Origin of the sequence: Rubrivivax albus (assembly GCF_004016515.1) — a bacterium.
Taxonomy (GTDB): domain Bacteria; phylum Pseudomonadota; class Gammaproteobacteria; order Burkholderiales; family Burkholderiaceae_C; genus Rubrivivax; species Rubrivivax albus.
Map to the genome: position 1 here is coordinate 582,144 of NZ_SACT01000002.1, position 26,415 is coordinate 608,558.

The 26,415-nt window shown below is 71.9% G+C and carries 21 protein-coding genes; 12 read left to right on the top strand and 9 right to left on the bottom strand.

Translation table 11 applies throughout. The annotated features are described in order from the left end of the window. Positions 1–9 precede the first annotated feature (9 nt). Together ENE75_RS08975 and argS are read right to left on the bottom strand one after the other, a co-directional pair. Entirely contained in the window at positions 10–621 is a 612-nt protein-coding gene (locus ENE75_RS08975; protein WP_128197925.1) for an SPOR domain-containing protein, read from the bottom strand. After that, positions 621–2,327: an arginine--tRNA ligase gene (argS, locus tag ENE75_RS08980; protein ID WP_128197926.1), complete on the bottom strand. Its 1,707-nt coding sequence runs from the start codon at positions 2,325–2,327 to the stop codon at positions 621–623. Before argS ends, ENE75_RS08975 begins: the two co-directional genes overlap by 1 nt. A 94-nt stretch (positions 2,328–2,421) precedes the next feature. Here argS and ENE75_RS08985 point away from each other — a divergent pair, with 94 nt between their 5' ends. Next, positions 2,422–3,771 carry a protein kinase domain-containing protein gene (locus ENE75_RS08985; protein ID WP_128197927.1) on the top strand — a complete coding sequence of 450 codons (1,350 nt, stop codon included), beginning with the start codon at positions 2,422–2,424 and terminating at the stop codon, positions 3,769–3,771. A 31-nt stretch (positions 3,772–3,802) separates the two neighbouring features. Here the strand turns inward: ENE75_RS08985 and ENE75_RS08990 are convergent, their stop codons facing one another. Further along, positions 3,803–4,711 (bottom strand): LysR family transcriptional regulator, encoded by a 909-nt coding sequence (locus ENE75_RS08990; RefSeq protein WP_128197928.1) that lies wholly within the window; start codon positions 4,709–4,711, stop codon positions 3,803–3,805. Positions 4,712–4,794: 83 nt separating this feature from the next. Between ENE75_RS08990 and ENE75_RS08995 the strand changes: the two genes are divergently transcribed. Both ENE75_RS08995 and ENE75_RS09000 read left to right on the top strand, forming a co-directional pair. Further along, positions 4,795–5,502: a haloacid dehalogenase type II gene (locus ENE75_RS08995; RefSeq protein ID WP_128197929.1), complete on the top strand. Its 708-nt coding sequence runs from the start codon at positions 4,795–4,797 to the stop codon at positions 5,500–5,502. A 22-nt stretch (positions 5,503–5,524) separates the two neighbouring features. After that, entirely contained in the window at positions 5,525–7,702 is a 2,178-nt protein-coding gene (locus tag ENE75_RS09000; RefSeq protein WP_128197930.1) for a malate synthase G, read from the top strand. A 39-nt stretch (positions 7,703–7,741) separates the two neighbouring features. Here the strand turns inward: ENE75_RS09000 and ENE75_RS09005 are convergent, their stop codons facing one another. The 3 genes from ENE75_RS09005 to ENE75_RS09015 are packed head-to-tail and all read right to left on the bottom strand — an operon-like array spanning position 7,742 to position 9,665. Further along, entirely contained in the window at positions 7,742–8,842 is a 1,101-nt protein-coding gene (locus ENE75_RS09005) for a M14 family metallopeptidase (RefSeq protein WP_128197931.1), read from the bottom strand. A 38-nt stretch (positions 8,843–8,880) separates the two neighbouring features. Beyond that, positions 8,881–9,261: a hypothetical protein gene (locus tag ENE75_RS09010; RefSeq protein ID WP_128197932.1), complete on the bottom strand. Its 381-nt coding sequence runs from the start codon at positions 9,259–9,261 to the stop codon at positions 8,881–8,883. A 29-nt stretch (positions 9,262–9,290) separates the two neighbouring features. Beyond that, a complete protein-coding gene (locus ENE75_RS09015) occupies positions 9,291–9,665 on the bottom strand; it encodes a TraR/DksA family transcriptional regulator (protein WP_128197933.1) in 375 nt (124 codons plus the stop codon). A 99-nt stretch (positions 9,666–9,764) separates the two neighbouring features. Here ENE75_RS09015 and ENE75_RS09020 point away from each other — a divergent pair, with 99 nt between their 5' ends. From ENE75_RS09020 to ENE75_RS09060, 9 genes are all read left to right on the top strand, one after another. Beyond that, positions 9,765–10,964 (top strand): NAD(P)/FAD-dependent oxidoreductase, encoded by a 1,200-nt coding sequence (locus tag ENE75_RS09020; protein ID WP_128197934.1) that lies wholly within the window; start codon positions 9,765–9,767, stop codon positions 10,962–10,964. Between the two features lie 13 nt (positions 10,965–10,977). Continuing rightward, on the top strand, positions 10,978–11,751 hold the full coding sequence (locus tag ENE75_RS09025) for a class II glutamine amidotransferase (RefSeq protein ID WP_128197935.1): 774 nt from the start codon (positions 10,978–10,980) through the stop codon (positions 11,749–11,751). A gap of 81 nt (positions 11,752–11,832) precedes the next feature. Beyond that, positions 11,833–12,999 carry a sensor histidine kinase gene (locus tag ENE75_RS09030; RefSeq protein WP_128197936.1) on the top strand — a complete coding sequence of 389 codons (1,167 nt, stop codon included), beginning with the start codon at positions 11,833–11,835 and terminating at the stop codon, positions 12,997–12,999. Continuing rightward, a complete protein-coding gene (locus ENE75_RS09035) occupies positions 12,996–14,117 on the top strand; it encodes a sensor histidine kinase (RefSeq protein WP_128197937.1) in 1,122 nt (373 codons plus the stop codon). Before ENE75_RS09030 ends, ENE75_RS09035 begins: the two co-directional genes overlap by 4 nt. Next, a complete protein-coding gene (locus ENE75_RS09040) occupies positions 14,114–14,902 on the top strand; it encodes a LytR/AlgR family response regulator transcription factor (RefSeq protein ID WP_128197938.1) in 789 nt (262 codons plus the stop codon). The genes ENE75_RS09035 and ENE75_RS09040 overlap by 4 nt, the downstream gene beginning before the upstream one ends. A gap of 40 nt (positions 14,903–14,942) precedes the next feature. After that, a complete protein-coding gene (locus tag ENE75_RS09045; RefSeq protein ID WP_128197939.1) occupies positions 14,943–16,637 on the top strand; it encodes a M14 family metallopeptidase in 1,695 nt (564 codons plus the stop codon). Between the two features lie 515 nt (positions 16,638–17,152). Continuing rightward, positions 17,153–17,638, top strand: a complete 486-nt coding sequence (locus tag ENE75_RS09050; RefSeq protein ID WP_128197940.1) for a (2Fe-2S)-binding protein — start codon at positions 17,153–17,155, stop codon at positions 17,636–17,638. 6 nt (positions 17,639–17,644) lie between these two features. Then, a complete protein-coding gene (locus tag ENE75_RS09055) occupies positions 17,645–19,930 on the top strand; it encodes a xanthine dehydrogenase family protein molybdopterin-binding subunit (protein ID WP_128197941.1) in 2,286 nt (761 codons plus the stop codon). Further along, positions 19,927–20,868, top strand: a complete 942-nt coding sequence (locus ENE75_RS09060; RefSeq protein WP_128197942.1) for a phosphotransferase family protein — start codon at positions 19,927–19,929, stop codon at positions 20,866–20,868. Before ENE75_RS09055 ends, ENE75_RS09060 begins: the two co-directional genes overlap by 4 nt. Here ENE75_RS09060 and ENE75_RS09065 read toward each other — a convergent pair whose 3' ends face one another. Genes ENE75_RS09065 through purB form a run of 3 tightly spaced genes read right to left on the bottom strand, consistent with a single transcriptional unit; the run spans position 20,869 to position 26,374 of the window. Beyond that, the gene (locus ENE75_RS09065) at positions 20,869–24,147 is read right to left on the bottom strand and encodes a PAS domain-containing hybrid sensor histidine kinase/response regulator (protein WP_128197943.1); all 3,279 of its coding nucleotides are present in this window, start codon (positions 24,145–24,147) and stop codon (positions 20,869–20,871) included. Between the two features lie 2 nt (positions 24,148–24,149). Then, the gene (pyrF, locus tag ENE75_RS09070; RefSeq protein WP_128197944.1) at positions 24,150–24,977 is read right to left on the bottom strand and encodes an orotidine-5'-phosphate decarboxylase; all 828 of its coding nucleotides are present in this window, start codon (positions 24,975–24,977) and stop codon (positions 24,150–24,152) included. Positions 24,978–24,994: 17 nt separating this feature from the next. Further along, positions 24,995–26,374: an adenylosuccinate lyase gene (gene purB, locus ENE75_RS09075; protein WP_128197945.1), complete on the bottom strand. Its 1,380-nt coding sequence runs from the start codon at positions 26,372–26,374 to the stop codon at positions 24,995–24,997. Between the last annotated feature and the right edge of the window lie 41 nt (positions 26,375–26,415).

Here is a 26,415-nt window from a genome sequence, read left to right on the forward strand (position 1 = left end):
GTCATCCTTTCAGGGCTTCTGCACGCGCACCAGCTGGCCTTCGATGCCGGCCCCCTGCAGCCTGAGCAGCAAGGCGTCGGCCTCGGCCTTGGTGTCGAAGGGCCCCAGCCGCACCCGGTAGACGGTGCGCCCGGCCTGCTCTCTTTCGTGCACCTTGGCCGTGAAGCCCTGCATGGCCAGCGCCGCACGCTGGGCTTCGGCGTCCGGGGCCCGCGTGTAGGCGCCGACCTGGACGAGATACGTGAACGCGGCCGGGGCCGATCCGGTGGACGGCGCCGGCGCCGTGGGTGCGCCGGACAGGATGGCCGCCGGGTCGCGCGCGGCCGGTGCACTGCCGGCGACGGCCGGCGCGACGGGCGTCATGGGGGTGGCCACGCTGGGCAGCGGCTGCGGGTTCGGCGCCAGCGGGGCGTTCGGGTCCCAGGTCTTGTTGCGTTCGGCCTCGGCCTTGTCCTGCTCGGCCGTGCGCTGCGGCAGCTTGTCGACGAAGGGCACCGGCACCTTGGCGATGTAAAGCGCCACGCCCAGCGCCAGCGCCAGGCCGACCAGCAGGCCGACGACGAGACCGATGGCAAAGCCGCCGCGGCTGCCGGATTTCGGGGACTTCTTCGCGCGTGCCATCACACCACCTCCGGTTCGCGCGCCATCTGTACGGGTGCCCCCACGCCCAGCACGCCCAGGCCACTGGCCAGCACCTGGCGCGTGGCCGCCAGCAGCGCCATCCTCGCCGCGGCCAGGCCGGCATCGTCGACCAGGAAGCGCTCGGCGGCGTACCAGCTGTGGAAGGCCGAGGCCAGGTCGCGCAGCCAGAAGGCCACGTCGTGCGGTGCGTGGTCGGCAGCCGCGCGGGTCAGCATCTCCGGGTACTCCGCCAACCTGAGCATCAGTGCGGTCTCGGTGGGCGCCGTCAGCCGTGTCAGGTCGGCCTGCGGCAGCGTGGCTTCGTCGCCGCCCTTCTGCTGCTGCCACTGGGCGAGCACCGAGCAGATGCGGGCGTGCGCGTACTGCACGTAGAAGACCGGGTTTTCGTCGCTGGCCTTCACGGCGAGGTCGACATCGAAGACGAACTCGGTGTCGGCCTTGCGGCTGATGAGGAAGAAGCGCACGGCGTCGCGGCTGGTCCAGTCGATCAGGTCGCGCAGCGTGACGTAGCCGCCGGCGCGCTTGGAGATCTTGACCTCCTGGCCGCCCTTCATGACGGTGACCATCTTGTGCAGCACGTAGTCGGGCCAGCCCTGCGGGATGCCGGCAGCGGCGGCCTGCAGGCCGGCACGCACACGGGCAATGGTGCCGTGGTGGTCGCTGCCCTGCACGTTGATGACCTTGGTGAAGCCGCGCTCCCACTTGTGCACGTGGTAGGCCACGTCGGGCACGAAGTAGGTGTAGGCGCCGTCGGACTTGCGCATCACGCGGTCCTTGTCGTCGCCATAGTCGGTGCTGCGCAGCCACAGCGCACCGCCGTCCTCGAAGGTCTTGCCGGCCTCCACCAGCCGCTGCACCGTCTGTTCGACGCGGCCGCTGCTGTACAGGCCCGACTCGAGGTAGTAGTGGTCGAAGCGCACGTCGAAGGCGCGCAGGTCCAGGTCCTGCTCGTGGCGCAGGTAGGCCACGGCGAACTGGCGGATCGCGTCGAGATCGCCAGCATCACCGCTGGCGGTGTAGGCGCGGTCGTCGGCGTGCACGGTGGCGCGGGCGGCGTAGTCGCGCGCGATCTCGGCGATGTACTCGCCGTTATAGGCCGCCTCGGGCCAGTCGGCATCGCCCGGCTTCAGGCCCAGCAGGCGGGCCTGCACGGAGATGGCCAGGTTACCGATCTGCACACCGGCGTCGTTGTAATAGAACTCGCGGTGAACCTGCCAGCCCTGGGTCTCGAACAACCGGCACAGGCTGTCGCCCAGTGCCGCCTGGCGGCCGTGGCCCACGTGCAGCGGGCCGGTGGGATTGGCGGAGACGAACTCGACCATCAGCCGCTGGCCGTTGGCCGGCTGACGACCGAAACACTCACCCGCGGCGAGCACCTCGTGCACCACGGCCTGCTTGGCCGCCGGCGCCAGGCGCAGGTTGACGAAGCCCGGGCCGGCGATCTCCAGCGCCTGCACCCAGCGCTGCACCGCCGGCTGCGCCTGCAGCAGGGCCACGAGCTCGGTGCCGAGCTCGCGCGGGTTGCGCTTGAGCGCACGCGCCAGGCCCATGGCCGCGGTGATGGCCAGGTCGCCGTGGGCGGCCTGCTTGGGGCTCTCGAAGGCGGCCTTCGGGGCGGCGCCGGGGGCCAGCTGGTCGAGCGCCGCCTGCAGCGCCTGCAGCAGCTCCTGCTTGGCTTGAATCATGCTGGCGATTGTAGGGTGGGGGTCGCGGAGGGCCGGAAAGCCGGCCCTATTCCGGCGACCGTGCAGGGCACCTGCGCCGCATGATCGTCCGACCATGTCTGCCGCCCTGCCTCCCGACGTCCTCACCCAGCCGCTGCCGGCGCGCATCGGCCCCTACGAGGTGCGGGCGAAGATCGGCGAAGGCGCGACCAGCGAGGTCTTCCTGGCTCGTGACGGCTTCCGCGAGCGGGACGTCGCCATCAAGCGCGTGCGCAGCGGGCAGGTGTTCGACTCGCGCGTGGGGCACTTCCAGGCCCACTTCTTTGCCGCCGAGGCGGCCCTGGTCGGCCGCCTGCAGCACCCGAACGTGGTGCAGATCTACGACGCGGTGCCGTGCACCGACGGCTCCTACCTGGTGATGGAGTACGTGCCCGGCATCACGCTGCGGCGCTTCTGCCGCGCCGACGCCTTGCTGCCGCTGGCGCAGATCGTGGAAATCGGCTTCAAGTGCGCCAAGGCGCTGGGCTACGTCTTCCGCCAGGGCCTGATCCACCGTGACGTGAAGCCCGCCAACATCCTGGCCGTGACCAACGGTGACACCGTGGTCGACGTGAAGATCAGCGACTTCGGCAGCGTCTTCGCGATGGATTCGGAGCGCACCCAGGTGTACCGGGTGGGCTCGCTGGCCTACATGTCGCCCGAGCAGCTGGACGGCGACACGCTGGACTGCCGGGCCGACATGTACTCGCTGTCGGCGGTGCTGTACCACCTGATCGCCGGCCGCCCACCGTTCGACGCCACGCAGCAGGCGGCGATCATGCATCAGATCTACAGCGCCGAGCCGCCGCCGCTGAAGTCTCTGCGCGAGGGCGTCAGCGACGCGCTGCACGACCTGATCCACCGCGGCCTGGCCAAGGACCGCCAGCAGCGCTTCGCCAGCTGGGACGACTATGCCCAGGCGCTGTCGGACCTGGTGGCCACGCAGGCCGTGCCGCGCGCGGCAGCCCAGGAGGTGCTGGACTCCGAGCGCTTCAACCTGCTGCGCACGCTGGACTTCTTCAAGGGCTTCGGCGACGTGGAGCTGTGGGAGGTGGTGCACCGCGCCACCTGGCAGCGCCTGCCGTTCGGCCATGCCATCTACAAGAAGGGCGACGAGGGCAACAGCTTCCACATCCTGGCCCAGGGCCAGATCGAGGTCTACCGCGACGGCCAGCGCGTGGCGCAGCTGGGCGTGGGCACGTCCGTCGGCGAGATGGCCTACCTGGCACCGAGCCCGGCGCTGCGCCAGCACAGCGCCGACATCCTGGTCACCGAGCCGGCCACGACCATCAGCTTCAACCCGGAGGCGATGGAACATCTGAGCCCGAACACCCGCCACCTGTTCGACGCCGCCTTCATCCACGTGCTGGTGCGGCGGCTGCACGCAGCGCACGAGCAGCTGGCGCATCCGCGCAGGATCCTCTAGGTCCTCCGGCCGGCGCTGCCGGCGCGCCGGGTCAGGCCGCAGTCCAGTAGGCCGCGTCGCCGTAGTGGTGCTTCAGGAAGTCGATCCACAGCCGCACCCGCAGCGGAAGGTGGCGCGCATGCGGGAAGACGGCGTAGATGCCGTTGGGCGGCGCGGCGAAATCGGCCAGCACCACCTGCAGCGTGCCGTCGGCCACTTCCTTCTCGACCTCCCAGGTGCTGCGCCAGGCGATGCCCAGGCCCTGCAGGCACCAGTCGTGCAGCACCTGGCCGTCGCTGCAGTCCAGCCGGCCGCCAGGGCGCAGGTGGGTCAGCCGGCCGTCCACCGTGAAGGCCCAGCCGCGGGTCTGGCTGGCGTCGGACGACAGCGTCAGGCACTGGTGCCGCATCAGGTCGGACGGCGACTTCGGCACCCCGGCGCGCTTCAGGTAGGCCGGTGCCGCCACGCACAGCCGTCGGTTGTCCGCCAGGCGCACGCTGATCAGGCTGGAATCGGGCAGGTCGCCCACGCGCACGGCGCAGTCGAAGCCCTCGTTGACCATGTCGACCACGCGGTCTGACAGGTTCAGCGACAGGCTCACGTCCGGGTGCTCGGCCAGGAAGCGAGGCACCAGCGGCGCCACGTGGCGGCGGCCAAAGCCGCCGGGGGCCGTCACACGCAAGTGGCCGCTCGCTTTCACGCCACCGGCGCTGACGCTGGCTTCGGCGCTGGCCAGGTCGGCCAGCAAGCGCTGGCAGTTCTCCAGGAACGCGCTGCCTTCGTGGGTGAGCGTGATTCGCCGTGTGGTGCGCACCAGCAGCTTGACGCCCAGGCGGGCTTCCAGCGCGTCGATGCGGCGGCCGATCACCGCGGGTGCCACGCCCTCGGCATGCGCCGCCGCCGTGAGGCTGCCCTTGGCCGCCACGGCGACGAAGGACTCGATCTGCTTGAGCCGATCCATGGCGCGATTATGCGTACTCGACACAAAGATCAAAGACGGTATGGGGAATTAATGTCGATTCAGCGGTGGAATACAGTGTCGCCATGGACACTGGCCGCACCACCGCCACCGCGCCCAAGGCCGTGCTGTTCGACGCCTACGGCACCCTGTTCGACGTCTACAGCGTCGGCCTGCTGGCCGAACAGCTGTTCCCGGGCCAGGGCGACGCGCTGGCCCAGGTCTGGCGCGACAAGCAGATCGAGTACAGCCGCCTGGTGTCGATGAGCGGCGGCCAGGGCCAGCACTACCGGCCGTTCTGGGACATCACGCGGGCAGGCCTGCGCTTTGCCGCTGCACGCCTGAAGCTGACGCTGGGCGACGAGGCCGAGGCGAAGCTGATGAACCAGTACCGCCACCTGTCGGCCTTCCCGGAAAACCGCGAGGTGCTGCTGGCGCTGAAGGCGCGCGGCATCCGCGCCGGCGTGCTGAGCAACGGCGACCCCGACATGCTGGGCGTGGCCGTCAAGAGCGCGGGCTTTGCCGACCTGCTGGACCCGGTACTCAGCGTGCACGCCACGCGCCGCTACAAGACCGACCCCGCCACCTACGCGCTGGGCCCTCAGGCCCTGGGCCTGCCGGCGCGCGACATCCTGTTCGTGTCCAGCAACGGCTGGGACGCCATCGGCGCCACCTGGTACGGCTACACCACGCTGTGGGTCAACCGCGGCGGCCTGCCGCTGGAGGCGCTGGACACCGAACCCACCCGCATCGGCAGCAGCCTGCGCGACGTGCTTTCCTTCTTCCCTGCCTGATCCTTCCCGAGTGAGTCTTGCCATGACCGACCGCACCCCCGTCCACGGCCTGAAGGTCGCCACCGTCCTCAAGGACTTCATCGACCAGCAGGTGCTGCCCGGCAGCGGCCTGGACGCCGCCGCCTTCTGGGCCGGCTTCGACAAGCTGGTGACGGACCTGGCGCCGAAGAACGCCGCCCTGCTGGCCGAGCGCGACCGCCTGCAGGCCGAGCTGGACGCCTGGCACCGCGCCAACCCCGGCCCCGTGAAGAAGGCCGCGGCCTACCGCAAGTTCCTGCAGAAGATCGGCTACCTGGTGCCCGATCCGGGCCCGGTGAAGGCCACGACGAAGAACGTGGACGCCGAGCTGGCGCGCCAGGCCGGCCCGCAGCTGGTGGTGCCGATCACCAACGCGCGCTATGCGCTCAACGCCGCCAACGCCCGCTGGGGCAGCCTGTACGACGCGCTCTACGGCACCGACGTGCTGCCGGAAACCGACGGCGCAGAGAAGGGCAAGGGCTACAACCCGGTGCGCGGCGCCAAGGTCATCGCCTACGCGCGCCACGTGCTCGACCGTGTGGCACCGCTGAAGCGGGGCAGCCACGTCGACAGCACCGGCTACGCGGTCAAGGCCGGCGCGCTGGTCGTCACGCTGAAGGACGGCAGCAGCCAGCCGCTGAAGCAGCCGAAGCAGTTCGTCGGCTACGAGGGCAAGGCCGACGCGCCCTCTGGCGTTCTGCTGGTGCACCACGGCCTGCACCTGGACCTCCGCATCGACCGCGGCACGGCCATCGGCAAGGACGACCCGGCTGGCGTGTGCGACCTGGTCATCGAATCCGCACTGTCCACCATCCTCGACCTGGAAGACTCCGTGGCCGTGGTGGATGCCGCCGACAAGGTGCAGGCCTATGGCAACTGGCTGGGCATCCTGGACGGCACGCTGACCGAGGAAGTGGCCAAGGGCGGCAGCACCTTCACCCGCCGCCTGAATGCCGACCGCGTCTACACCGCACCGAAGGGCGGCACGGTCACCCTGCACGGCCGCAGCCTGCTGTTCGTGCGCAACGTCGGCCACCTGATGACGAACCCGGCGATCCTCTGGGGCGCCGATGGCCGGGAGATCCCGGAAGGCATCATGGACGCGGTGGTCACCACCGCGATCGCGATGCGTGATCTCAAGAGCCGGCGCAACAGCCGCACCGGCAGCATCTACATCGTCAAGCCCAAGATGCACGGCCCGGCCGAGGTGGCCTTCGCCGACGAGCTCTTCGGCCGCGTCGAGAAGTTGCTGGGCCTGCCGAAGCACACCGTCAAGCTCGGCATCATGGACGAGGAGCGCCGCACCAGCGTGAACCTGAAGGCCTGCATTGCCGCCGCGAAGGCGCGCGTGGCCTTCATCAACACCGGGTTCCTGGACCGCACCGGCGACGAGATGCACACCGCCATGCAGGCCGGCCCGATGCTGCGCAAGGGCGACATGAAGACCACGGCCTGGATCCAGGCCTACGAGCGTAACAACGTGCAGGTGGGCCTGCAGTGCGGTCTGGGCGGCCGCGCGCAGATCGGCAAGGGCATGTGGGCCATGCCCGACCTGATGGCCGCCATGCTGCAGCAGAAGATCGGCCACCCGCTGGCCGGCGCCAACACCGCCTGGGTGCCCAGCCCCACCGCCGCCACGCTGCACGCGCTGCACTACCACCAGGTGGACGTGTTCGCGGTGCAGAAGCAGATCGCCAAGGCGCCGATGGATGCGGACAAGCTGCTGGCCGGCCTGCTGACCGTGCCGGTGGCGCCCAAGGCCGACTGGACCGACGAGCAGAAGCGCCAGGAACTGGAGAACAACGCCCAGGGCATCCTGGGCTACGTGGTGCGCTGGGTCGACCAGGGCGTGGGCTGCTCCAAGGTGCCCGACATCCACGACGTGGGCCTGATGGAGGACCGTGCCACGCTGCGCATCAGCAGCCAGCACATGGCCAACTGGCTGTTGCACGGCGTGGTGACCAAGGCCCAGGTGAAGGCCACGCTCAAGCGCATGGCCAAGGTGGTGGACCGCCAGAACGCCAGCGACCCGGCCTACACGCCGATGGCCCCGGCCTTCGACGGCGCGGCCTTCCAGGCCGCCAGCGACCTGGTGTTCAAGGGCGTGCAGCAGCCCAGCGGCTACACCGAGCCGCTGCTGCACGCCTGGCGGCTGAAGGTGAAGTCGGGCGCCAAGGCCTGAGGATCGGCCTGACGACAGTGGCGTCGCCTGGCGGCCGGCTCACTCGGCCGCCAGCCCCTGCAGCGCCTGCCGGAACACCTGCCGCGACCGGAACAGCACCATCTCCTGCCAGTCGGCGAACGGCGGGTAGAAGTGGTCACGCAGTGCCTGGCGGATCGGCTCGGCCTCCGGCCCGCGTGGATTGCCATGCGTCCACAGCCAGGCGTCGTCTCGCAGCACCGCCGCACCACGCGGTGGTGAATAGGTGCCGAACTCCAGCGCCACGAAGGCGATATCGGCGTGCGCCAGCGCGCGCTCGTAACCGAACTCGGTGAGCCCCCACTTGGGCTGGCTGCTGGACGTGCCCAGCAGCGGCTCGGTCACGCTGTCACCCCACCAGCGCCGGGCGCGGGCCACGCGCTCGCCGCCCGGGGCGTGGTTGCAAATCGGCTCGCCGTAGCCGTAGGGCCCGAGGCCGGTGTGCAGGTCGACGATGGCCACGGTGCGCGCCCGGCCGAGGTGCGCCGCCAGGATGGCCTCGCTGGTGCGGCGTGCCCAGGTCGGCCCGGTCCCGCCGAAGAACAGGCCGTCGGCGTGCGTGTACTGCCCGCTGCTCCGCGCCACGCGCTCGGCCTCGTCGCCATGGCGGCGGCGGAAATCGGCAATGGTGGCGTCAGCGGCGGCCAGCGTGCCCGCATCCAGGGCTCGCGGCACGTAGTGCGCGTGCAGTTCGGCGTAGCCGGGGTTCTCCGGCAATGGCTTTGAGAAGTCGACCCAGTTGCGGTTGAGGTCGACGTTCTCCTCCGTCACCCGCCGTAGCCACGCAAAGCCGTGCGGGTTGACGGCGTGCACCAGCAGCACGGCGGTGTCCGCCGGAAGCGCGTCGGGGTGGCGCAACCAGTGCACCTGCGGGCCACTGCCCGCCAGGCCTTCCACACCGTGGGTGGCCGACAGCACCACCAGCACGCGCGACGCGTCGTCCGGGCCCAGCCAGGCCGTGTCGGTGGCCAGGGCCTCGCCGGCTGGGCCGGGCAGCGGGTGCGGGTGATGGGTGATGGCGGCGCCGGCCGCTCGCGCCGCGTCGAGGAACTTGCCGCGCGCCTCGGTGTAGGTTCGTGAGAAGGCGGTGAGCGCGGCGCGCAGGTCGCATGTTGGTGCCATGTCGGCAGCTTACGCCGCCGGGCGGGGGCCCCTTGCGATCAGGTCGGCGTCGGCGTGCCGGCCATGCGGTCGTACTTCAGGAAGTACTGGCGTGCGAAGGCCACCAGCTGGTTCTGGGTCGGCTGGTCCACCGTCTCGTAGCCCACCACCTGCTTGCCCAGCGCCGGGCGGTGCTTCTCGATGTAGTGCCGGAAGTCGGCCTGCGCCGTCTTCGAGCCCACGACCAGAACCTCGGCGATGCCGGCCAGTGCGTCACACACATGGCCGAAGAACTCGTGTTCGGTACGCACGCCGCTGCCATGCTTGGCCGTGTGGTGGCTGTGCGCCTTGACCTTCTGCGCCTGCACGTGCTCGGCGTCGAACTGCAGGATCTCGGCGTGCTGGTGGTCGATGCGGACCACGGCATGGAATGTCGTCATCGTGTCGTCTTTCTCGGGGGTCTGAAGGTTCAACGGGAATGCTGTTCGCGCTTCGTGGCGCAGGGCACGCAGCGTTCGGCCCAGGGCTCGACCTTCAGGCGGTCGAACGGGATGTCGACGCCGCAGTCCACGCAGCTGCCGAACTCGCCACGGCCCAGGCGTTGCAACGCGGCGCTCACGGCCTCGAGTTCACGCTGCTCGCGGTCGGTCAGTGCAGCGGCCATCGCCAGTTCCGGCGCGCGCTGCGGCGCATCGTCGCCATCCTGGGCCAGCCGCTCGGCCGCGCGCTCGGCACGCGTCTGGCCGTGCAGGTGCTCGTCCAACTGGCCGCGCAACGCACGCTGGCGCTGCTGCAGTTCGGCCTCCAGCAAGGCATGCTGGCCGGCGGTAAGGTGGGTGCTCATGCGGGTCTCCTTGTCTTCGCTGCCATCGTGCGCCGGGGCGCGCCATCGCGCCTTGACTCGCATCAAGGCCCCGATGCCCCCTCCTAGAATCGTCGCCCCATGTCCACACCCGAGCCCACCCTGCCCGCCCGCTGCGACGTGCTCGTGGTCGGTGCCGGCCCGGCCGGCAGCGCCTGCGCACAGGCGCTGGCCCGCGCGGGGCTGCAGGTGGCCATGGTGGACCAGCACGCCTTCCCGCGCGACAAGGTCTGTGGCGACGGCCTGATCCCCGACGCCCACGCCGCGCTGCAGCGTCTGGGCGTGCATGACGAGGTGATGGCGCAGGCCCAGTCGGTGCAGCACGTGAGCTGCTTCGGCCCGCGCGGTGGCCGCGTGGACGTGCCCGGCCGCCTGGCCGTGCTGCCGCGGCGCACGCTGGACCACATCCTGCTGCGCGCCGCCGTGCAGGCGGGCGCCGCCCTGCTGCCGCCAGCCCGCTTCGAAGCGCCGCGGGAAGACGAAGGACGGGTCGTCGGTGCGCGCCTGCGCGCCGGCGACACCACGCACGAGGTCGGCGCCCGCTGGGTGGTGCTGGCGACCGGCGCCGCCGCCGGCCCGCTCGAGGCTGCCGGCCTGTGCCAACGCCGCGGCGCCAGCGGCGTGGCGCTGCGCGGCTACGTGCGCCCCGCCGACCCGGCAGTGGCCGCGCGCATCCGCACGCTGCAGATCGTCTGGCACAAGGCGCTGGCCGGCGGCTACGGCTGGATCTTCCCGGCCCCAGGCGGCGCCTTCAACATCGGTGCCGGCCTCACCGGCGACTACGGCGCGAAGAACCTGCGCCAGGTCTTCGAGGCCTTCTGCCGCGTGCACCCCGACGCCCGCGCGCTGGTCGACGGCGGCACCTGGCTGGCCGAGCCCAAGGGCGCGCCGCTGCGCTGCTCGCTCGACGGCGCCCGCTGGTCGCGCCCCGGCCTGCTGGGCACCGGCGAGGCCATCGGCAGCACCTACGCCTTCACCGGCGAAGGCATCGGCAAGGCGCTGGAAACCGGGCTGCTGGCCGCCGAGGCCATCGCCGAAGGTGGCGACGACCCGGTCGTTCAGGCGCGCTACGCGGCTGCGCTGCAGGCGCTCAAGCCGCGCTTCGACCTGTATGCCAAGGCCGAGAACGTCAACCGCCACCCGTGGCTGGCCGACCTCGTGATCTGGCGCGCCAACCGCAGCCCCGGCATCCTGCGCCGCATGAGCGGCGTGCTCGACGAGACGCAGAACCCCGGCCGGCTGCTGAGCTGGCGCGGCATCGGCAAGCTGCTGTTCACCTGAGGGAACACGCCGCATGTGCCAGCTGCTGGGCATGAACGCCAACACGCCCACCGACGTAATGTTCAGCTTCGCCGGCCTGTCGCACCGCGCCGACGAGCACAAGGACGGTTTCGGCATCGCCTTCTTCGAAGGCCGCGGCCTGCGCCTGTTCATCGACCCGGAAAGCGCCCGCGCCTCGCCGGTGGCCGACATGGTTCGGCGCTACCCCATCCGCAGCCACCACGTCATCGCCCACATCCGCAAGGCCACCGTGGGCGCGGTGGCGCTGCAGAACTGCCACCCCTTCGTGCGCGAGCTGTGGGGCCGCTACTGGGTCTTTGCGCACAACGGCGACCTGAAGCACGCGCCGCTGGCGCAGGCCCTGCCGCTGCACGGCCACTTCCGCCCGGTGGGCGACACCGACAGCGAGCACGCCTTCTGCTGGCTGATGCAGGAGCTGGCCAAGGCGCATGCCGACGTGCCCAGCGTGGCCGAGCTGACGCACACGCTGCGCGAGCTGCTGCCGCGCGTGGCGGCCTGCGGCAGCTTCAACCTGTTGCTCAGCAACGGGCAGGCGCTGTGGGCGCATGCGACGACGAAGCTGCACTGGGTGGTGCGCCAGCACCCCTTCGGCGCCGCCACGCTGGCCGACGAGGACCTGAGCGTGGACTTCGCCGCGCTGACCACGCCCGCCGACCGGGTGGCCGTGGTGGCCACCGAGCCGCTGACGGCCGACGAGGCCTGGACGGCGATGGCGCCGGGGGAACTGCAGGTGTTCGTGGACGGGGCCCCGCTGGCCGGCACCTGAACCTGCCGCTCATGCGCCCGATCCCGCGTTTCGCCCGACGAAGCGCCTGACCCGGCGCGGCGCTGCCTACACTGCGCCGCCATGAACGCCCCGCCGCTGTCCGAAGGCAACCGCCTGCAACGTGCCTACGCCCGCTGGGCGGCGCCGCACTACGCCCGCATGGAGCCGGCGGTGCGCGAGCAGGCCGAGCTGATGGACCGATTCCTCTACAGCCGCCGCGGGCTGGGCGTGTGGCTGGGCCTGCTGGGGTCGGTGGTCGGCACCACGGCGGGGCTGCGCTTCGCGGGCATGCCCACCAGCGCGGCGCTGCTGATCGCCCTGTTCCTCTGGATCGGGCTGCCGATCTCGCTGCTGGGCGCCTGGCTGGTGCCGGGCAAGTTCACCGGGCCCACGCTGCGGCGCAAGCTGCCCGGGTTCTTCCTGCTGGCGCTGCTGGGAGGGCTCGCCGGGTTCATCGTGGGCCACGTGATCAAGCACGGCAGCCTGGATCTGGAGCGTCTGCTCGATGCGCTCTGGCGGGGTACCACGGTGCTCGTGCCCGCCGTACTGGCCGGCGCCGCGGCCGTGCTCTTCCTGACCTGGGGCGTGGCCCAGACGCGGCGTCAGATCCTGGAGCGCGAGGTCGAGCGCGAGCGCCTGGCGCGCGAGCGCGACACCGCCGCGCGCCACGCCGCCGAAGCGCGGCTGAAGCTGCTGCAGGCACAGATCCAGCCGCACTTCATCTTCAACACGCTGGCGGCGCTGCAGCACTGGGTGGACGTGGGCGACGCCCGCGCCCCCGCCCTGTTGCGCACGCTGACGGCCTTTCTGCGCGGTTCCACCGAGCTGCTGGGCCGCGACACCGTCACCCTGGGCGCCGAGGGCGAGGCCGTGACCCAGTACCTGCAAATCATGCAGGCGCGGCTGGGTGACCGGCTGCGCAGCGAGGTCCACATCGACCCGGCCTGCGCCGACCGCCGCCTGCCTCCGGGCCTGCTGCTGACGCTGGTGGAGAACGCCATCGAGCATGGCATCGCGCCGGCGCTGGACGGCGGCACGGTGCAGGTGCAGACGCGCTGCGACGAGCAGGGCACCACCATCACCGTGCGCGATGACGGCGCCGGCCTGGCGCCGGGCTGGCAGGACGGTACCGGCCTGGCGAACTGCCGCGAGCGCCTGCGCCACCACGGCGACGGGCGCGGCACGCTGGCACTGAGGGCGCTGGACCGCGGCACCGAGGCCGTGCTGACCCTGCCGGAGGCCACATGAAGAAGCTCCCCTGCACCGCCCCGCCGCCCGCCGGCACGCGGGAAGACCGTGTCGACTGGAGCCAGGTCTGGTACCCCGGCCCGACGCGCGTCTTCACCGCCGAGGAGCTGGCGCTGGCCGGCCACGAGCGCCCGGGCCGGACGCTGGTGATGGCGGCGATGGTGAACTACGCACTGCTCGGCTTCATGCTGATGCAGTTCGCCCCACCGGCGGCCACCGCGGCGCTGACCCTGGTGCTGGCGCTGTGCGGGCTGATCGGCTGGCAGGGCGCACTGCGGCTGTGGCGCCGGCCCACGCGGCGCGGCCTCGGCCTGTGGACGTTCTTCGGCGTGCTGGCCAGCATGCTGGTGTCGGTGCTGGCGGTGGAGCTCAAGGGGCTGGCCGAGGGCAGCATGCCGCGCGCCTGGGCCCTGGGCGCCGGCGCGGTGATGGCCCTGCTGCTGTCGGTGGTGTGGTGGTTCGTGGCCATCTACCGCGCCCACCGCATCGAAGGCCGCCTGCGCGAGCTGGCCGAGCAGCAGCGCGCGCTGGACATGGCGCGCCAGCTCGCCGCGGCGCAGATCCAGCCGCACTTCCTCTACAACGCGCTGGCCGCGCTGCAGCACTGGGTGCAGGCCAAGGACGACCGCGCCGCGCCGATGCTGTCCGCGCTCACCGGCTTCCTGCGCGCCACGCTGCCGCTGTTCAACCGCGAACGACTGGCCCTGGGCGACGAGGCCGACGCCGTGCGCCAGTACCTGGCCGTGATGGCGCTGCGCCTGGGCGACCGGCTGCGCTGGTCGGTGGACGTGCCCACGGAGGTCGCGCGCGCCGCGGTGCCGCCCGGCCTGCTGCTGACCCTGGTGGAGAACGCCGTCGAGCACGGCGTGCAGCCGTCGCTGTCCGGCGCCGAGGTTAGCGTGCAGGCCGTGGCCGCCGACGGCCGTGTGCAGCTGACCGTGCGCGACACCGGCCCGGGGCTGGACCCCGCCGCCACCGACGGCGTGGGCCTGGCCAACAGCCGCGCCCGGCTGGCCCAGGCCTTCGGCGACCGCGCCACGCTGCGGCTGGACAATGCACCCGACGGTGGCTGCCTGGCCACGTTGGACATGCCCCTGGAGGAGAGTTCGATCCGATGAGCCGCATCACCGCCCTGATCGCCGACGACGAGGAAGCCCCGCGCGAACAGTTGCGCGCCGCGCTGCTGCAGGCCTGGCCCGGCCTGGAGATCGTGGCCGAGTGCCGCAACGGCGTCGACGCCTGGGACGCCTGGCTGGAGCACGAGCCGGCGGTGTGCTTCCTGGACATCCGCATGCCAGGCATGACCGGCATCGACGTGGCGCGCCGCATCGACGGCCGCACGCCGGTGGTCTTCGTGACCGCCTATGGCGACCACGCGCTGGCGGCCTTCGACGCCGGCGCGGTGGACTACGTGATGAAGCCGGTGGATGCGCAGCGCCTGACGCAGGCCGTGGAGCGCGTTCGGCCGCGCGTGGAGGCGCCCGCCCCGCCCACCGCGACGCCGGACACGCTGCAGGCCCTGCTGGCCCAGCTGGCCAGCCAGCAGCGCCGCCCTGCGCCGCTGGACATCATCCAGGCCAGCGTGGGCAAGGAGGTGCGCCAGATCCGCGTCGACGACGTCATCTACTTCGAGGCCGACGCCCGCTACACGCGCGTCGTGTACCGCCAGGACAGCGCGAGCGATGGCGACGCCGAGGCGCTGATCCGCACGCCGCTGAAGGAACTGCTGGCGCAACTGGACGAACGCGCCTTCCTGCAGGTGCACCGGTCGGTGATCGTGGCGCGTCGCCACGTGGCCAGTGCCGTGCGCATCGACGAGGGCCACATGCACCTGACGCTGCGCGGCCGCCCGGAGACGTTGCCGGTGTCGCGCCCGTTCCAGGGCTTGTTCAAGGGGCAGTGAGGTTGGCAGGCCTCTGGCCGGAGCGCGCGACAATCACGTCATGCCCGCCATTCCCGTCCCCCGCTTCGACCAGTTCTACCGCCACCCCGAACTGACGCGCCTGCTGCAGGACTATGCAGCGGCGGCCCCCCATCTCGTCGAGCTGCAGAGCCTGGGCCGCAGCCACGAGGGGCGCGACATCTGGCTCGTGGTCGTCACGCACCAAGCCACCGGCGACCACGCCGAGAAGCCGGCGATCTGGGTCGACGGCAACATCCACGCCGCCGAGCTGACCGCCAGCACCGCCTGTCTGTACTGGCTGCACCAGCTGGTCTGCGGCCACGGCCATGACCGCGAGATCACGCAGCTGCTGGACACGCGCACCGTCTACCTGGTGCCCCGCCTGAACCCGGACGGCGCCGAGCTGGCGCTTTCGGACCGCCCGCGCCACATCCGCAGCAGCACGCGCCCCTACCCCTGGGACGAGGACCCGGTGGACGGCCTGACGGTGGAGGACGTGGACGGCGACGGTCGCATCCTGAGCATGCGCATCCCGGATCCGCACGGCCCCTACAAGAAGCATCCCGACGAACCACGGGTGATGGTGCCGCGCGCGCCGGGCGAGTTCGGCGGCGAATACTTCCGCGTCGTGCCCGAAGGCCTGCTGGAGAACTACGACGGCCTGAGCATCAAGGTCAACAAGGACAAGGAAGGCCTGGACCTGAACCGCAACTTCCCCGCCTACTGGCGGCAGGAGTTCGAGCAGGTCGGCGCCGGCCCCTACCCCACCAGCGAGCCCGAGGTGCGCGCGATGGTGGACTTCATCGTGAAGCACCCCAACATCGGCGCGGCGGTGAGCTTCCACACGCACAGCGGCGTGATCCTGCGACCCATGGGCACGCAGAGCGACGACGACATGACGCCCGAGGACCTGTGGGTCTACCAGCGCCTGAGCGACCTCGGCGCCCAGCTCACCGGCTACCCGGCCATCAGCATCTGGCACGACTTCAAGTACCACCCCAAGGAGGTCATCACCGGCACCCAGGACTGGGTCTACGAGCACCTGGGCGCGCTGTTCTGGACGGTGGAGATCTGGGCGCCGAACAAGGAAGCCGGCATCACCGACTACAAGTGGGTGGACTGGTACCGCGACCATCCGGTGGAGGACGACCTCAAGCTGCTGAAGTGGAGCGACGAGCAGTGCGGCGGTCAGGCCTACGTGGACTGGCGGCCGTTCCGCCACCCGCAGCTGGGCATGGTGGAGATCGGCGGCTGGGACAAGATGAACTACTGGCGCAACCCGCCACCGTCGCTGCGCGAGCGCGAGGCGGCGCGCTTCCCGGCCTGGCTGACCACGCTGGGTCTGAGCCTGCCGAAACTGGAAGTGCTGCGCACCGAGGTGCGCGCACTCGGCCCCGACACCTGGCGCGTGCGCTTCGCGGTGGCCAACGCCGGCTACCTGCCCAGCCACGTGAGCCACCGCGCCATCGAACGCAAGACCGTGCGCGGCACGGTCTTCAGCATCCACCTGCCCGAAGGCGCCTCCCTGGTCAGCGGCAAGCCGCGCGAGGAGAAGGGCCACCTGGCCGGCCATGCGCCCAAGGCCACGCTGCTGGCCTTCCTGCCCACGCGCGAGCTCACCGGCGACCGCGCCGTGGCCGAGTGGATCGTCAAGGCCCCAGTGGGCACGCGGCTGGCATTGAGCGCCAGCGCCGACCGGGCGGGGGCGGTGCACACGGAAGTGACGCTGGATTGAGCGGCAGGTGACGGCTTTCGACCCGGGGCGGACGTTCGGTGGTCCATCAACGCCGCCGTTCAGCGTGCACGGGGGTCCGGGCAGGCGTTCTCCGGCCCACGCTCGCGGGGCGCTGCCCGCTGTGGGCCACCGACGAGGCATCAACACCGGCGTCGGTGTGTCACCGACGAGGCAACCGCGAATGGGGCCTGCGCCCGCCCACCCGAACCCCCGTCCCTTCGTAGCGCCGAGGCGTCGGTCCCCGGGAACAGCGAGCAGGTGTCGCAGGGTGGCGGCGGCGCCTGCGGGCGCAGGCCCCATTCGCGGTCGCCTGGACGCCGACTCACCACTGGCGGCGTTGAAGCCTCGGCCGCGGATGAGCCAAGGCAGCGCCCCGCGAGCGTGGGCCGGAGAACGCGGGCGACGCCGCCACCCTGCTGCAGCGGCGGTGGAGCTCGAGGACCACGAGCGCTCGAACAAGAAGGATCACAGCGAGGCGAAATCTGCTGTTCACGGTACGCCCCGGGGCCACTGACATGAACATTAACGTCAACGGCCAGCCCCAGGACCTCGACGACGCCCTCGCCGACCCGGCGATGCCGCTGCTCTGGGCCCTGCGCGACCTGCTCGGCCTCACCGGCACCAAGTTCGGCTGCGGCATCGGCGCCTGCGGTGCCTGCACCGTGCACGTGGACGGGCACGCGGTGCGCAGCTGTGTCACACCGCTGTCGGCGGTGCAGGGCAAGCGCGTGCGGACCATCGAGACCTTGCGCAGCGACGACGGCCTGCACCCGGTGCAGGCGGCGTGGATCGCCCACCAGGTGCCGCAGTGCGGCTGGTGTCAGAGCGGCGTGCTGATGGCCGCCGCCGCGCTGCTGGCGCGCCGCCCGAACCCCAGCGACGCCGAGATCGACGCCGCGCTGGGCAACCTGTGCCGCTGCGGCACCACGCCGCGCTGGCGCGCCGCGATCCGCGAAGCCGCCGAAGGCATGCCGCGCCGTGCGCCGCGGCTGCTGGGCTGAGTGCCCATGAAACGCCGCACCCTGCTGCTGGCCGGCGCTGGCGCCACCGGCGCCCTGATCGTCGGCTTCGCCGCGCTGCCGCCGCGCAGCCGGCTCGGCGAGCCCGACGCGCTCGAAGGCGCGCCGGAGGTGGCACTCAACGGCTGGATCCGGATCGGCGCCGACGGCGCGGTGCAGCTGGTGATGCCACGCTCGGAGATGGGCCAGGGTGTGCACACCGCGCTGACGATGCTGGTGGCCGAGGAGCTGGACGTGGCGCTGGACGCCGTGCAACGCGTGCCCGCCGGCTTCGACAGCCTCTACGGCAACGTCGCGATGTTCGTCGGCGGCCTGCCGCTGCATCCACAGGACCGCGAGCACCCTGGCGCAGGCGTGCGCGCCACCGAGTGGATGGTGCGCAAGCTGGCCCGCGAACTCGGGCTCAACGCCACCGGCGGCTCCACCAGCGTGGCCGACCTGTGGGAGCCGCTGCGGCTGGCCGCGGCCACCGCGCGCGCCAAGCTGCTGGGGGCCGCCTCGCTGGCGTGGCGGCTGCCGGTGGCCGAGATGCGCTGCGAAGCGGGCGTCATCCACCACCCGCCCTCGGGCCAGCGCGCCGGTTTCCGCGACCTGGCCGCGCGTGCGGCCATCACGCCCGTCAGCGGCGTGCAGCCCAAGCCACGCAGCGCCTGGCGCGTGATCGGCCAGTCCGTGCCGCGGGTCGATGTCGCGGCCAAGGTCGACGGCAGCGCCGGTTTCGGGCTGGATGTGCGCCTGCTGGACCAATGGTTCGCCGTCATCCGCCACGCGCCGGCCCTGGGCGGCAGCCCCGGCGCGGTGGACGTGGCGCCGGCGCTCGCGCTGCCCGGTGTCGAGCGCGTGGTGCGCCTGCCGCCCTATGCCGCGGCCGGTGGCGCAGATGCGGCGATGGCCGTCGTGGGCCGCACCACCTGGCACGCGATGCAGGGCGCGCGTGCCTTGCGCGTGGAGCGGCGTGGCCGGCCCGCCGGCGACCTCGACAGCGTGGCCATCGCGGCCGACCTGGCGGCCACAGCCCGCGGCGGCGATGGCCACGTCTTCCACAGCCGCGGTGACGCTGCCACCGCCCTGGCCAGTGCAGCAAGCCATGTGGAAGCGCTGTACGAGGCGCCCTACCTGGCTCACGTCACTCTCGAGCCGCCGAACTGCACCGCACGGGTGGCCGCAGGCCGCGTCACGCTGTGGCTGCCCACGCAGGTGCCGGGCCTGGCGCGTGCCGCCGCGGCCCGCGTAGCCGGCGTGGACGAGGACGCCGTCGACGTGCACGTGACCTACCTCGGCGGCGGCTTCGGGCGGCGGCTGGAGGTGGATGTGGTGGCACAGGCCGTGCGCATCGCGATGGACTGTGGCGGCCGGCCGGTGCAGCTGGTGTGGCCGCGCGACGAGGACATCGGCCACGACTTCTACCGCCCGGCTGCCGCGGCCTGGCTGCGCGCCGGGCTCGACGCCGAAGGCCGTGTGACCGCGCTGGACTGGCACAGCGCCGGCGACGCCATCGTGCCGCGCTGGATGGCGCGCACGCTGCCGGCACTGGCCGGCCCGTTCGACCTGCCGGACAAGACCACGGCCGAAGGTCTGTACGACCTGCCCTACGCCGTGCCGCACCAGCGCATCGCCCACAGCGCCACGCGCAGCGGCGTGCCCGTGGGGTACTGGCGCGCCGTGGGCCACTCGCACAACGCCTTCTTCAGCGAAGGCTTCGTCGACGAACTGGCGCATGCCGCCGGCGCCGACCCGCTGGCCTTCCGCCTGCGCCTGCTGGGCGAGGCACCGCGGCACCGGGCCGTGCTGGCACTGGCGGCCGAGCGCGCCGGCTGGGGCACACCGCTGCCCGAAGGCCGTGCGCGCGGCCTGGCGCTGCACGAGAGCTTCGGCAGCGTCGTGGCCATGGTCATCGAGGTCTCGGCCCGCGACGGCCGGCCGCACGCCGAGCGCGTGGTCGCCGCGGTGGACTGCGGCACCGTGGTCCACCCCGACGGCGTGGCGCAGCAGCTCGAGTCGGCGGTGATGTTCGGCCTGGCCGCGGCGCTGCACGGGCGGGTGGACATCGTCGCCGGCGTGGTGCAGCAGAAGAACCTGCCGGACCTGCCGCTGCTCACGCTGGCCGACACGCCAGCCATCGAGACCCATGTCGTGGCCAGCGAGCACCCGCCCACCGGCATGGGCGAACCGGGCCTGCCTCCGGTGGCGCCGGCGCTGGCCAACGGCTGGTTCGCGCTCACCGGGCAGCGGCTGCGCCGCCTGCCGCTGGCCGGGCCAGAGGCCGCTGCGTGACCTTGCCGGCGCAGATCGGCGTCGCCGAGTTCGATGCGCTGCACGACGACCCGCCGCGATGGCGAGACGACGTGGCCGCCATCGCGGTGCGCCTGTCACCCGACGCGGTGCAACCCATGACCGAAGGCACGGCGCTGGTGGCCCTGGTGGGCCAGGCCCACGTGCTCAAGGTGTACCCGCCCTTCCTGCACGACCACTTCTCCTTCGAGCGCGCGATGCTGCGCCACGTCGAAGGCCGGCTGCCGTTGCCCACGCCGGTGCTGGTCGCCGACGGGGCAGCCGGCGACGGCGGCACCTGGCCCTGGCTGTGGATCACGCAGCTGCGTGGCGAACCGCTGACCGCCGCGTGGCCGCGGCTGGACGAACCGGCGCGCCTGGCGGTGCTGCGCCAGATCGGCGCCACGATGGCCGCCGTGCATGCGCTGCCGGTCGACCCGCTGCGCGCCTGGGCACCGCCGTGGGCGGAGTTCCTGCAGCGCCAGCGTGCCGGTTGCGCGCGGCGCCAGGCCCGCACCGGCCTGCCTGCGCACCTGCTGGCGCAGCTGGCGATGTTCCTGGAGGGCCCGCTGCCCGATGCGCTCACGGCGCCCGACGAAGCCGACGTGCCGCTCACCGGCGAATACACGCCGATGAACCTGCTGCACGACCCGGCGCAGCCGGGCCGCCTGAGCGCGATGTTCGACTTCGGCGACGGGCTCGTGGGCCCGCGCGCCTACGACTGGCTGGGGCCGATGTGCTTCCTGGCCGCGGGCAGTGCGCCGCGGCTCGACGCGCTGTTCGACGGTTACATCGGCCGGCCCTTCGACCGCGCGCTGCGCGAGCCTCTGCTGCGCCTGCTGCTGCTGCACCGCTACAGCTGCCTGCCGGCGCAGATCGCCTGCCCGGGCTGGATGGACGCGCCGGACTTCCCCGCGCTGGCGGCGCGGATCTGGCCCTGATCAGCCGGTGCCCGGGTCCGTGCGGCGCGCCCAGCGCGCCACCATGGCGCGCAACTGGGCCACGTCGGTGGGCTTGGGCAGGAAGTCGTTCATGCCCGCAGCCAGCGCCGCCTCGCGTTCGCTGACCAGCGCGGCGGCGGTGTGGGCGATGATGGGGAGGGATTGCGGGCCGTGCCGGCGGCGCAGTTCGGCGGTGACCTCGTAGCCGCTGAGGTCGGGCATCTGCAGGTCCATCATGACCAGGTCGTAGGGGTCGCCGGCGGCCTCGGCGGCGGTCACGGCGTCCAGCGCCTGCCGCCCGTCGGCCGCCTGGCCCACGCGCACGCCCACCTGCTCGAGCTGGGCCACGGCCACCATCATGTTGACCTCGTTGTCGTCAACCAGCAGCACATGCGCACCCAGCACCGCAGCCGGGTCGGCTTCGGCCGCCGCAGCCACAGGCGCGCCGGCCGCCACCGGCAGCGGCAGTTCGGCCCAGAAGCAGCTGCCGCGCCCGACCTCGCTGTGCACGCCCACCGAGCCGCCCATGAGGCTGGCCAGTTCGCGACAGATCGACAGCCCCAGCCCGGTGCCGCCATAGCGCCGCGTGGTCGACTGGTCGGCCTGCGTGAAGGGCTGGAACAGCCGCGCCTGCGTGGCCTCGTCGATGCCGGGCCCGGTGTCGCTGACCTCGAAGCGCACGCGATCGGCATCCAGCCGGCGGGCGCTCAGGCGCACCTCCCCGTGGTCGGTGAACTTCAGCGCGTTGCCCAGGTAGTTGGTGAGGATCTGGCGCACGCGCAGCGCATCGCCGCTGACCGGGCCGAGGCCGGGTCCGGCCTCCAGCCGCAGCACCAGGCCGCTTGCGGCGGCCAGCGTGGTGTACCCGCGCTGCAGGGAGCCGAGCAGCAGGTCGAGGTCAAAGGCAGCGGACTCCAGCGTCAGCCGGCCGGCCTCGATCTTCGACAGGTCCAGGATGTCGGAGACGATGTCGGCCAGCGAGCGGGCGCTGTCGACGATCTGTTCCAGGTAACCGCTGCGCCGTGCCTCTTCCAGCCCGGGCGTGCGTGCCAGCTGCGCCAGCCCCAGCAGGCCGTTGAGCGGCGTGCGCAGCTCGTGACTGGTGTTGGCCAGGAAGGCGCTCTTGGCGCGGCTGGCCGCCTCGGCAGCATCACGCGCACGCGCCAGCGCCTCGTCCATGCGGCGCTTCTCGGTGATGTCCTCGACCACCCAGATCGTGCCACCGCGGCTGGGGTGCGACGGGTCAACCGCCCGCGCGAGCATGCGGCACAGGAAGGTGCTGTCGTCGCGCCGGCGGACCTCGCACTCGACCTCGACCTGCTCGCCCTTGGCCAGCAGCGGGCCGATCTGCCGACCGATCTCGCGGTACGCGTCCTGGCTCGGCCAGACGCAGGTGCCCGGCTGACCGACGATGCTGCCGTCGGGCCACCCCAGCATGGCCTCGAACGCCGGGTTGACCATCTGGAAGGTCTCTTCGCGCGTCAGCGCAATGCCCAGCGAGGCGTTCTCGAGGATGGCCTCGGTTTCCAGGCGATGCTGCTCGACGTCGGTCATGTCGCGCGCATTGATCACCAGGTAGTCGCGCCGGTCGGCCTGGAAGCGCGCGCCGGAGACCAGCATCGGCACCGGCGTGCCATCGCGGCGACAGAAGCGCACCGGCATGTCCTGGATGCGTCCCAGGGTCTGCACCTGATGCACGAAGCGCTGCCGGTCGGCGACGTCGAACCAGATGCCGATCTCGGTGGACGTGCGGCCGATGACCTCTTCGGTGGGCCAGCCGGTGATGCGCTCGAAGCTGCGGTTGACCATCGCATAGCGGCCCGTGTCGAGCTCCGTCAGCGTGATCACATCGGGGCTGCTGGCGAACAGGTGCGAAAGCAGGGCTTCGGAGCGGCGCAGCACGTCCTCGGCCGCCTGGCGCTCGGTGTCGTCGACGTAGATGGACAGGACCGCTGCACCGCGCTCCGTGTCGACCGCAACCCCGGTGGCACGCACCTGCAGCAGGCGGCCGTCCTCCTGGCGCAGCCGGAACTCGGCCACTGGCAAGGCCTCTCCCGGTGCCATGGTCTGCAGTTGCTGGGCACGGCGCAGGGCTCGTTCGCGGTCACCCGGGTCGTAGGCCTCAAGCACTGAGCCGCCGATCATCTGCGGCAGGTCGTCGTAGCCGAACAGCGTCACCGCCGCCGGGTTGGCGTCGAGGATTCGGCCGTCGCGGTGCAGCACCAGGGGGTTGGGGATGCTGACGAAGAGATCGTGGTAGCGGGCCTCGGTGCGCAACAGCGCATGCTGCGCCTGCATCGTCGGCGTCACGTCGCGGGCCACGCCCCAGTAGCCCTGGAAGACACCGCCGGGGCCGAAGCGCGGTTCACCGCTGACCAGGAAGTGCCGCAGGCTGCGGCGCCCCTGCCAGGCCACAGGCACGTCGCGCAGCGGCTGCCGCGCGCCCAGGTCGGCCTGCAGGCTGTCCAGCACGTCGGGGTCGCAAAGGAAGTGCGGCAGTTCCCAGGGCACGGCACCCAGGGCCTCACCGCCGGAGCGCACCGGTTCGCCGGAACGCTCCAGCCGCAGGTCGACCAGGCGCATCGTGGGGTCGAGTTCCCAGTAGGCGTCGGCGGAGATGCGCAGCAGGCTGCTGAAGCGCTGCTCGCGCTCGTCGGCGACCCGCGTGAAGCGGCGGATCAGGTGCGCCGCCACATGCCCGCCGCTCGCGGCCAGTGTGATCAGCAGCAGCTGAACCGTGACCACCAGTGCCAACGGCTGACCGCTGCCCAGGCTGCCAAACCGGCCCTGCAGATGGCCGAGCACCAGCGCCCCGATCAGCAGCACTCCGGCACCCGCCACCGGCAGGCCGGAGCGCGGCCCACCCAGAGCCATGGCCAGCGCAGCGTGCAAGGCGACAAAACCCAGGCCCGGCGCCGTCACACCCCAGCCGAGACCGACTGCCGCCACGCCGATGGCCACCACGGCGGCCAGCGGCCCCACAGTCAGCGGCAACACGGGGACACGGGGCACGGCAAACGCGGCGGCCAGCGCGATGCCGCCGGCGATCAGGCAGGCCACGGCCACCACGCCGACGGAACCCACTGGCTGGGAGAACAGCCACAGCACCGCGCTGAAAAAGATCATCGCCGCCGCCGTGGCGAACATGTAGACCCGGGTCAGCCGTGCCGTGAGCCGATCCAACCGCTTGGCAGCGTCGCCGCGCACCGGCTTGACCACGGCCGTCAGCAGCGAAGGTGGGTCGTCCCGGACGTCGACCGCGTCGTCGACGGTCCGCATGATCAGACCACCGAGGTGGCGGCGGCCACGCCCAGCTGCCGGCGCGTGGCATCGGCCACACGGCGGGCAGCCGCGGCCCAGTCGTCACCGGCGCTGGCGTAGAGCACGGCACGCGAGGAGTTCACGACGATCGGCCCGCCGGGCCGCAGCCCGGCGCGCACCGTGGCCTCGGCATCGCCGCCCTGCACCCCGACGCCGGGGATCAGCAGCGGCAGCGTGGGTGCCAGCTCGCGCACACGGGCGATCTCGGCAGGGTAGGTGGCACCGACCACCAGCCCCAGCTGCCCGCCACGGTTCCATTCGCCGGCGGCCAGCCGCGCGATGCGTTCATAGAGCTTCTCGCCGCCCTGCAGCGTCTGCGCCTGCAGGTCGTCGCCACCGGGGTTGCTGGTGCGACAAAGCAGGATGGCACCCTTGCCGTCCCAGCGCAGGTAGGGCTCGATGGAGTCGAATCCCATGAAGGGCGACAGCGTCACCGCGTCGGCCTGGTAGCGCTGGAAGGCCTCGCGGGCGTACTGCTCGGCGGTGGCGCCGATGTCGCCGCGCTTGGCGTCCAGGATCACCGGCACGCCGGGCGCGACGCGGCGGACGTGGGCCATCAGCCGTTCGAGCTGGTCCTCCGCGCGGTGGGCGTGGAAGTAGGCGATCTGCGGCTTGAAGGCGCAGACCAGGTCCTTGGTGGCGTCGACGATGCCGGCGCAGAAGTCGAAGATGCGCTCCGCGTCCCCCTTCCAGGCGCCGGGGAAGCGGGAGGGCTCGGGGTCCAGGCCGACACAAAGCAGGGAGTCATGGCGCCGGGTGGCGGCGGCCAGGGTGTCGGTGAACTTCAAGCGGTCTCCCTTCGTGGTCAGATGCGGCGCGCCAGGTCGGCCGCGCGGCCCGTGTAGTTGCCCGGCGTCATGGCTTTCAGGCGCTCCCGTTCGTCCATCGGCAGCGCCAGGCCGTCGATGAAGGCCGCCAGCGACTCGCGCGTGACATCCTTCCCACGCGTGAGCGCCTTGAGCTGCTCGTAGGGGTTGGGCAGGCCGTGGCGGCGCATCACGGTCTGCACCGCCTCGGCCAGCACCTCCCAGCTCGCGTCCAGGTCGGCGGCCAGCGCGGCCTCGTCCACCTGCAGCTTGTCCAGCCCGCGCGCCAGGCTGTCGTGCGCCAGCACGGTGTAGCCCAGGGCCACGCCCATGTTGCGCAGCACGGTCGAGTCGGTCAGGTCGCGCTGCCAGCGGCTGATGGGCAGCTTCTGGCTCAGGTGCGTGAGCAGCGCGGTGGCCAGGCCCAGGTTGCCTTCGGCGTTCTCGAAGTCGATCGGGTTGACCTTGTGCGGCATCGTGGAGCTGCCGATCTCGCCGTCCTTGAGCTTCTGCCGGAAGTAGCCCAGCGACACATAGCCCCAGACGTCGCGCGCGAAGTCGATCAGGATGGTGTTGCTGCGCACCACGGCGTCGAACAGCTCGGCCATCGCGTCGTGCGGCTCGATCTGGATCGTGTAGGCGTTGAACACCAGGCCCAGGCGATCTTCGACCACGCGCCTGGCGAAGGCCTCCCAGTCGAAGTCGGGCCAGGCGGCCAGGTGGGCGTTGTAGTTGCCCACGGCGCCGTTCATCTTGGCCAGCAGCTGCACGCCGGCGATGCGCTCGCGCGCCGTGCGCAGGCGGGCCACCACGTTGGCGATCTCCTTGCCCACGGTGGTGGGGCTGGCGGTCTGGCCATGCGTGCGGCTGAGCATGGGCACCTCCGCCATCGCGTGCGCCATGGCGGCCAGGCGGTCGACGATGCGGTCCAGCGCCGGCAGCAGCACCTGCTCGCGCGCGGCCTGCAGCATCAGCGCATGGCTGGTGTTGTTGATGTCCTCGCTGGTGCAGGCGAAGTGGATGAACTCGCTGGCCGCCTTGAGCTCCGGCAGCGCCTCGCAGCGCTGCTTGAGCCAGTACTCCACGGCCTTGACGTCGTGGTTGGTGGTCTTCTCGATGTCCTTGATGGCCTGCGCATCGGCCTCGGAGAAGCGCAGCACCAGCCCGCGCAGCAGGCCGCGCGCCGCCTCGGACAGGGGCTTGAACTCGCTGAAGCCGGCGTCGGACAGCGCGATGAACCACTCCACCTCGACCTGGACGCGGCGGTGCATCAGGCCGAATTCCGACAGCAGCGGGCGCAGCGCCGCCGTCTTCGGCGCATAGCGGCCGTCCAGCGGCGAGAGGGCGGTGAGGGCGCTGAGGGTGGTGACGGAGGACATGGGACGGTGCGCCGGCGGCAGGAATCTAACCCTCGGATTCT

Coding starts and splice junctions, on each gene's coding strand:
- ENE75_RS08975 (WP_128197925.1), bottom strand. CDS start 621: ATGGCACGCGCGAAGAAGTCCCCGAAATCCGGCAGCCGCGGCGGCTTT.
- argS (WP_128197926.1), bottom strand. CDS start 2,327: ATGATTCAAGCCAAGCAGGAGCTGCTGCAGGCGCTGCAGGCGGCGCTC.
- ENE75_RS08985 (WP_128197927.1), top strand. CDS start 2,422: ATGTCTGCCGCCCTGCCTCCCGACGTCCTCACCCAGCCGCTGCCGGCG.
- ENE75_RS08990 (WP_128197928.1), bottom strand. CDS start 4,711: ATGGATCGGCTCAAGCAGATCGAGTCCTTCGTCGCCGTGGCGGCCAAG.
- ENE75_RS08995 (WP_128197929.1), top strand. CDS start 4,795: ATGGACACTGGCCGCACCACCGCCACCGCGCCCAAGGCCGTGCTGTTC.
- ENE75_RS09000 (WP_128197930.1), top strand. CDS start 5,525: ATGACCGACCGCACCCCCGTCCACGGCCTGAAGGTCGCCACCGTCCTC.
- ENE75_RS09005 (WP_128197931.1), bottom strand. CDS start 8,842: ATGGCACCAACATGCGACCTGCGCGCCGCGCTCACCGCCTTCTCACGA.
- ENE75_RS09010 (WP_128197932.1), bottom strand. CDS start 9,261: ATGACGACATTCCATGCCGTGGTCCGCATCGACCACCAGCACGCCGAG.
- ENE75_RS09015 (WP_128197933.1), bottom strand. CDS start 9,665: ATGAGCACCCACCTTACCGCCGGCCAGCATGCCTTGCTGGAGGCCGAA.
- ENE75_RS09020 (WP_128197934.1), top strand. CDS start 9,765: ATGTCCACACCCGAGCCCACCCTGCCCGCCCGCTGCGACGTGCTCGTG.
- ENE75_RS09025 (WP_128197935.1), top strand. CDS start 10,978: ATGTGCCAGCTGCTGGGCATGAACGCCAACACGCCCACCGACGTAATG.
- ENE75_RS09030 (WP_128197936.1), top strand. CDS start 11,833: ATGAACGCCCCGCCGCTGTCCGAAGGCAACCGCCTGCAACGTGCCTAC.
- ENE75_RS09035 (WP_128197937.1), top strand. CDS start 12,996: ATGAAGAAGCTCCCCTGCACCGCCCCGCCGCCCGCCGGCACGCGGGAA.
- ENE75_RS09040 (WP_128197938.1), top strand. CDS start 14,114: ATGAGCCGCATCACCGCCCTGATCGCCGACGACGAGGAAGCCCCGCGC.
- ENE75_RS09045 (WP_128197939.1), top strand. CDS start 14,943: ATGCCCGCCATTCCCGTCCCCCGCTTCGACCAGTTCTACCGCCACCCC.
- ENE75_RS09050 (WP_128197940.1), top strand. CDS start 17,153: ATGAACATTAACGTCAACGGCCAGCCCCAGGACCTCGACGACGCCCTC.
- ENE75_RS09055 (WP_128197941.1), top strand. CDS start 17,645: ATGAAACGCCGCACCCTGCTGCTGGCCGGCGCTGGCGCCACCGGCGCC.
- ENE75_RS09065 (WP_128197943.1), bottom strand. CDS start 24,147: ATGCGGACCGTCGACGACGCGGTCGACGTCCGGGACGACCCACCTTCG.
- purB (WP_128197945.1), bottom strand. CDS start 26,374: ATGTCCTCCGTCACCACCCTCAGCGCCCTCACCGCCCTCTCGCCGCTG.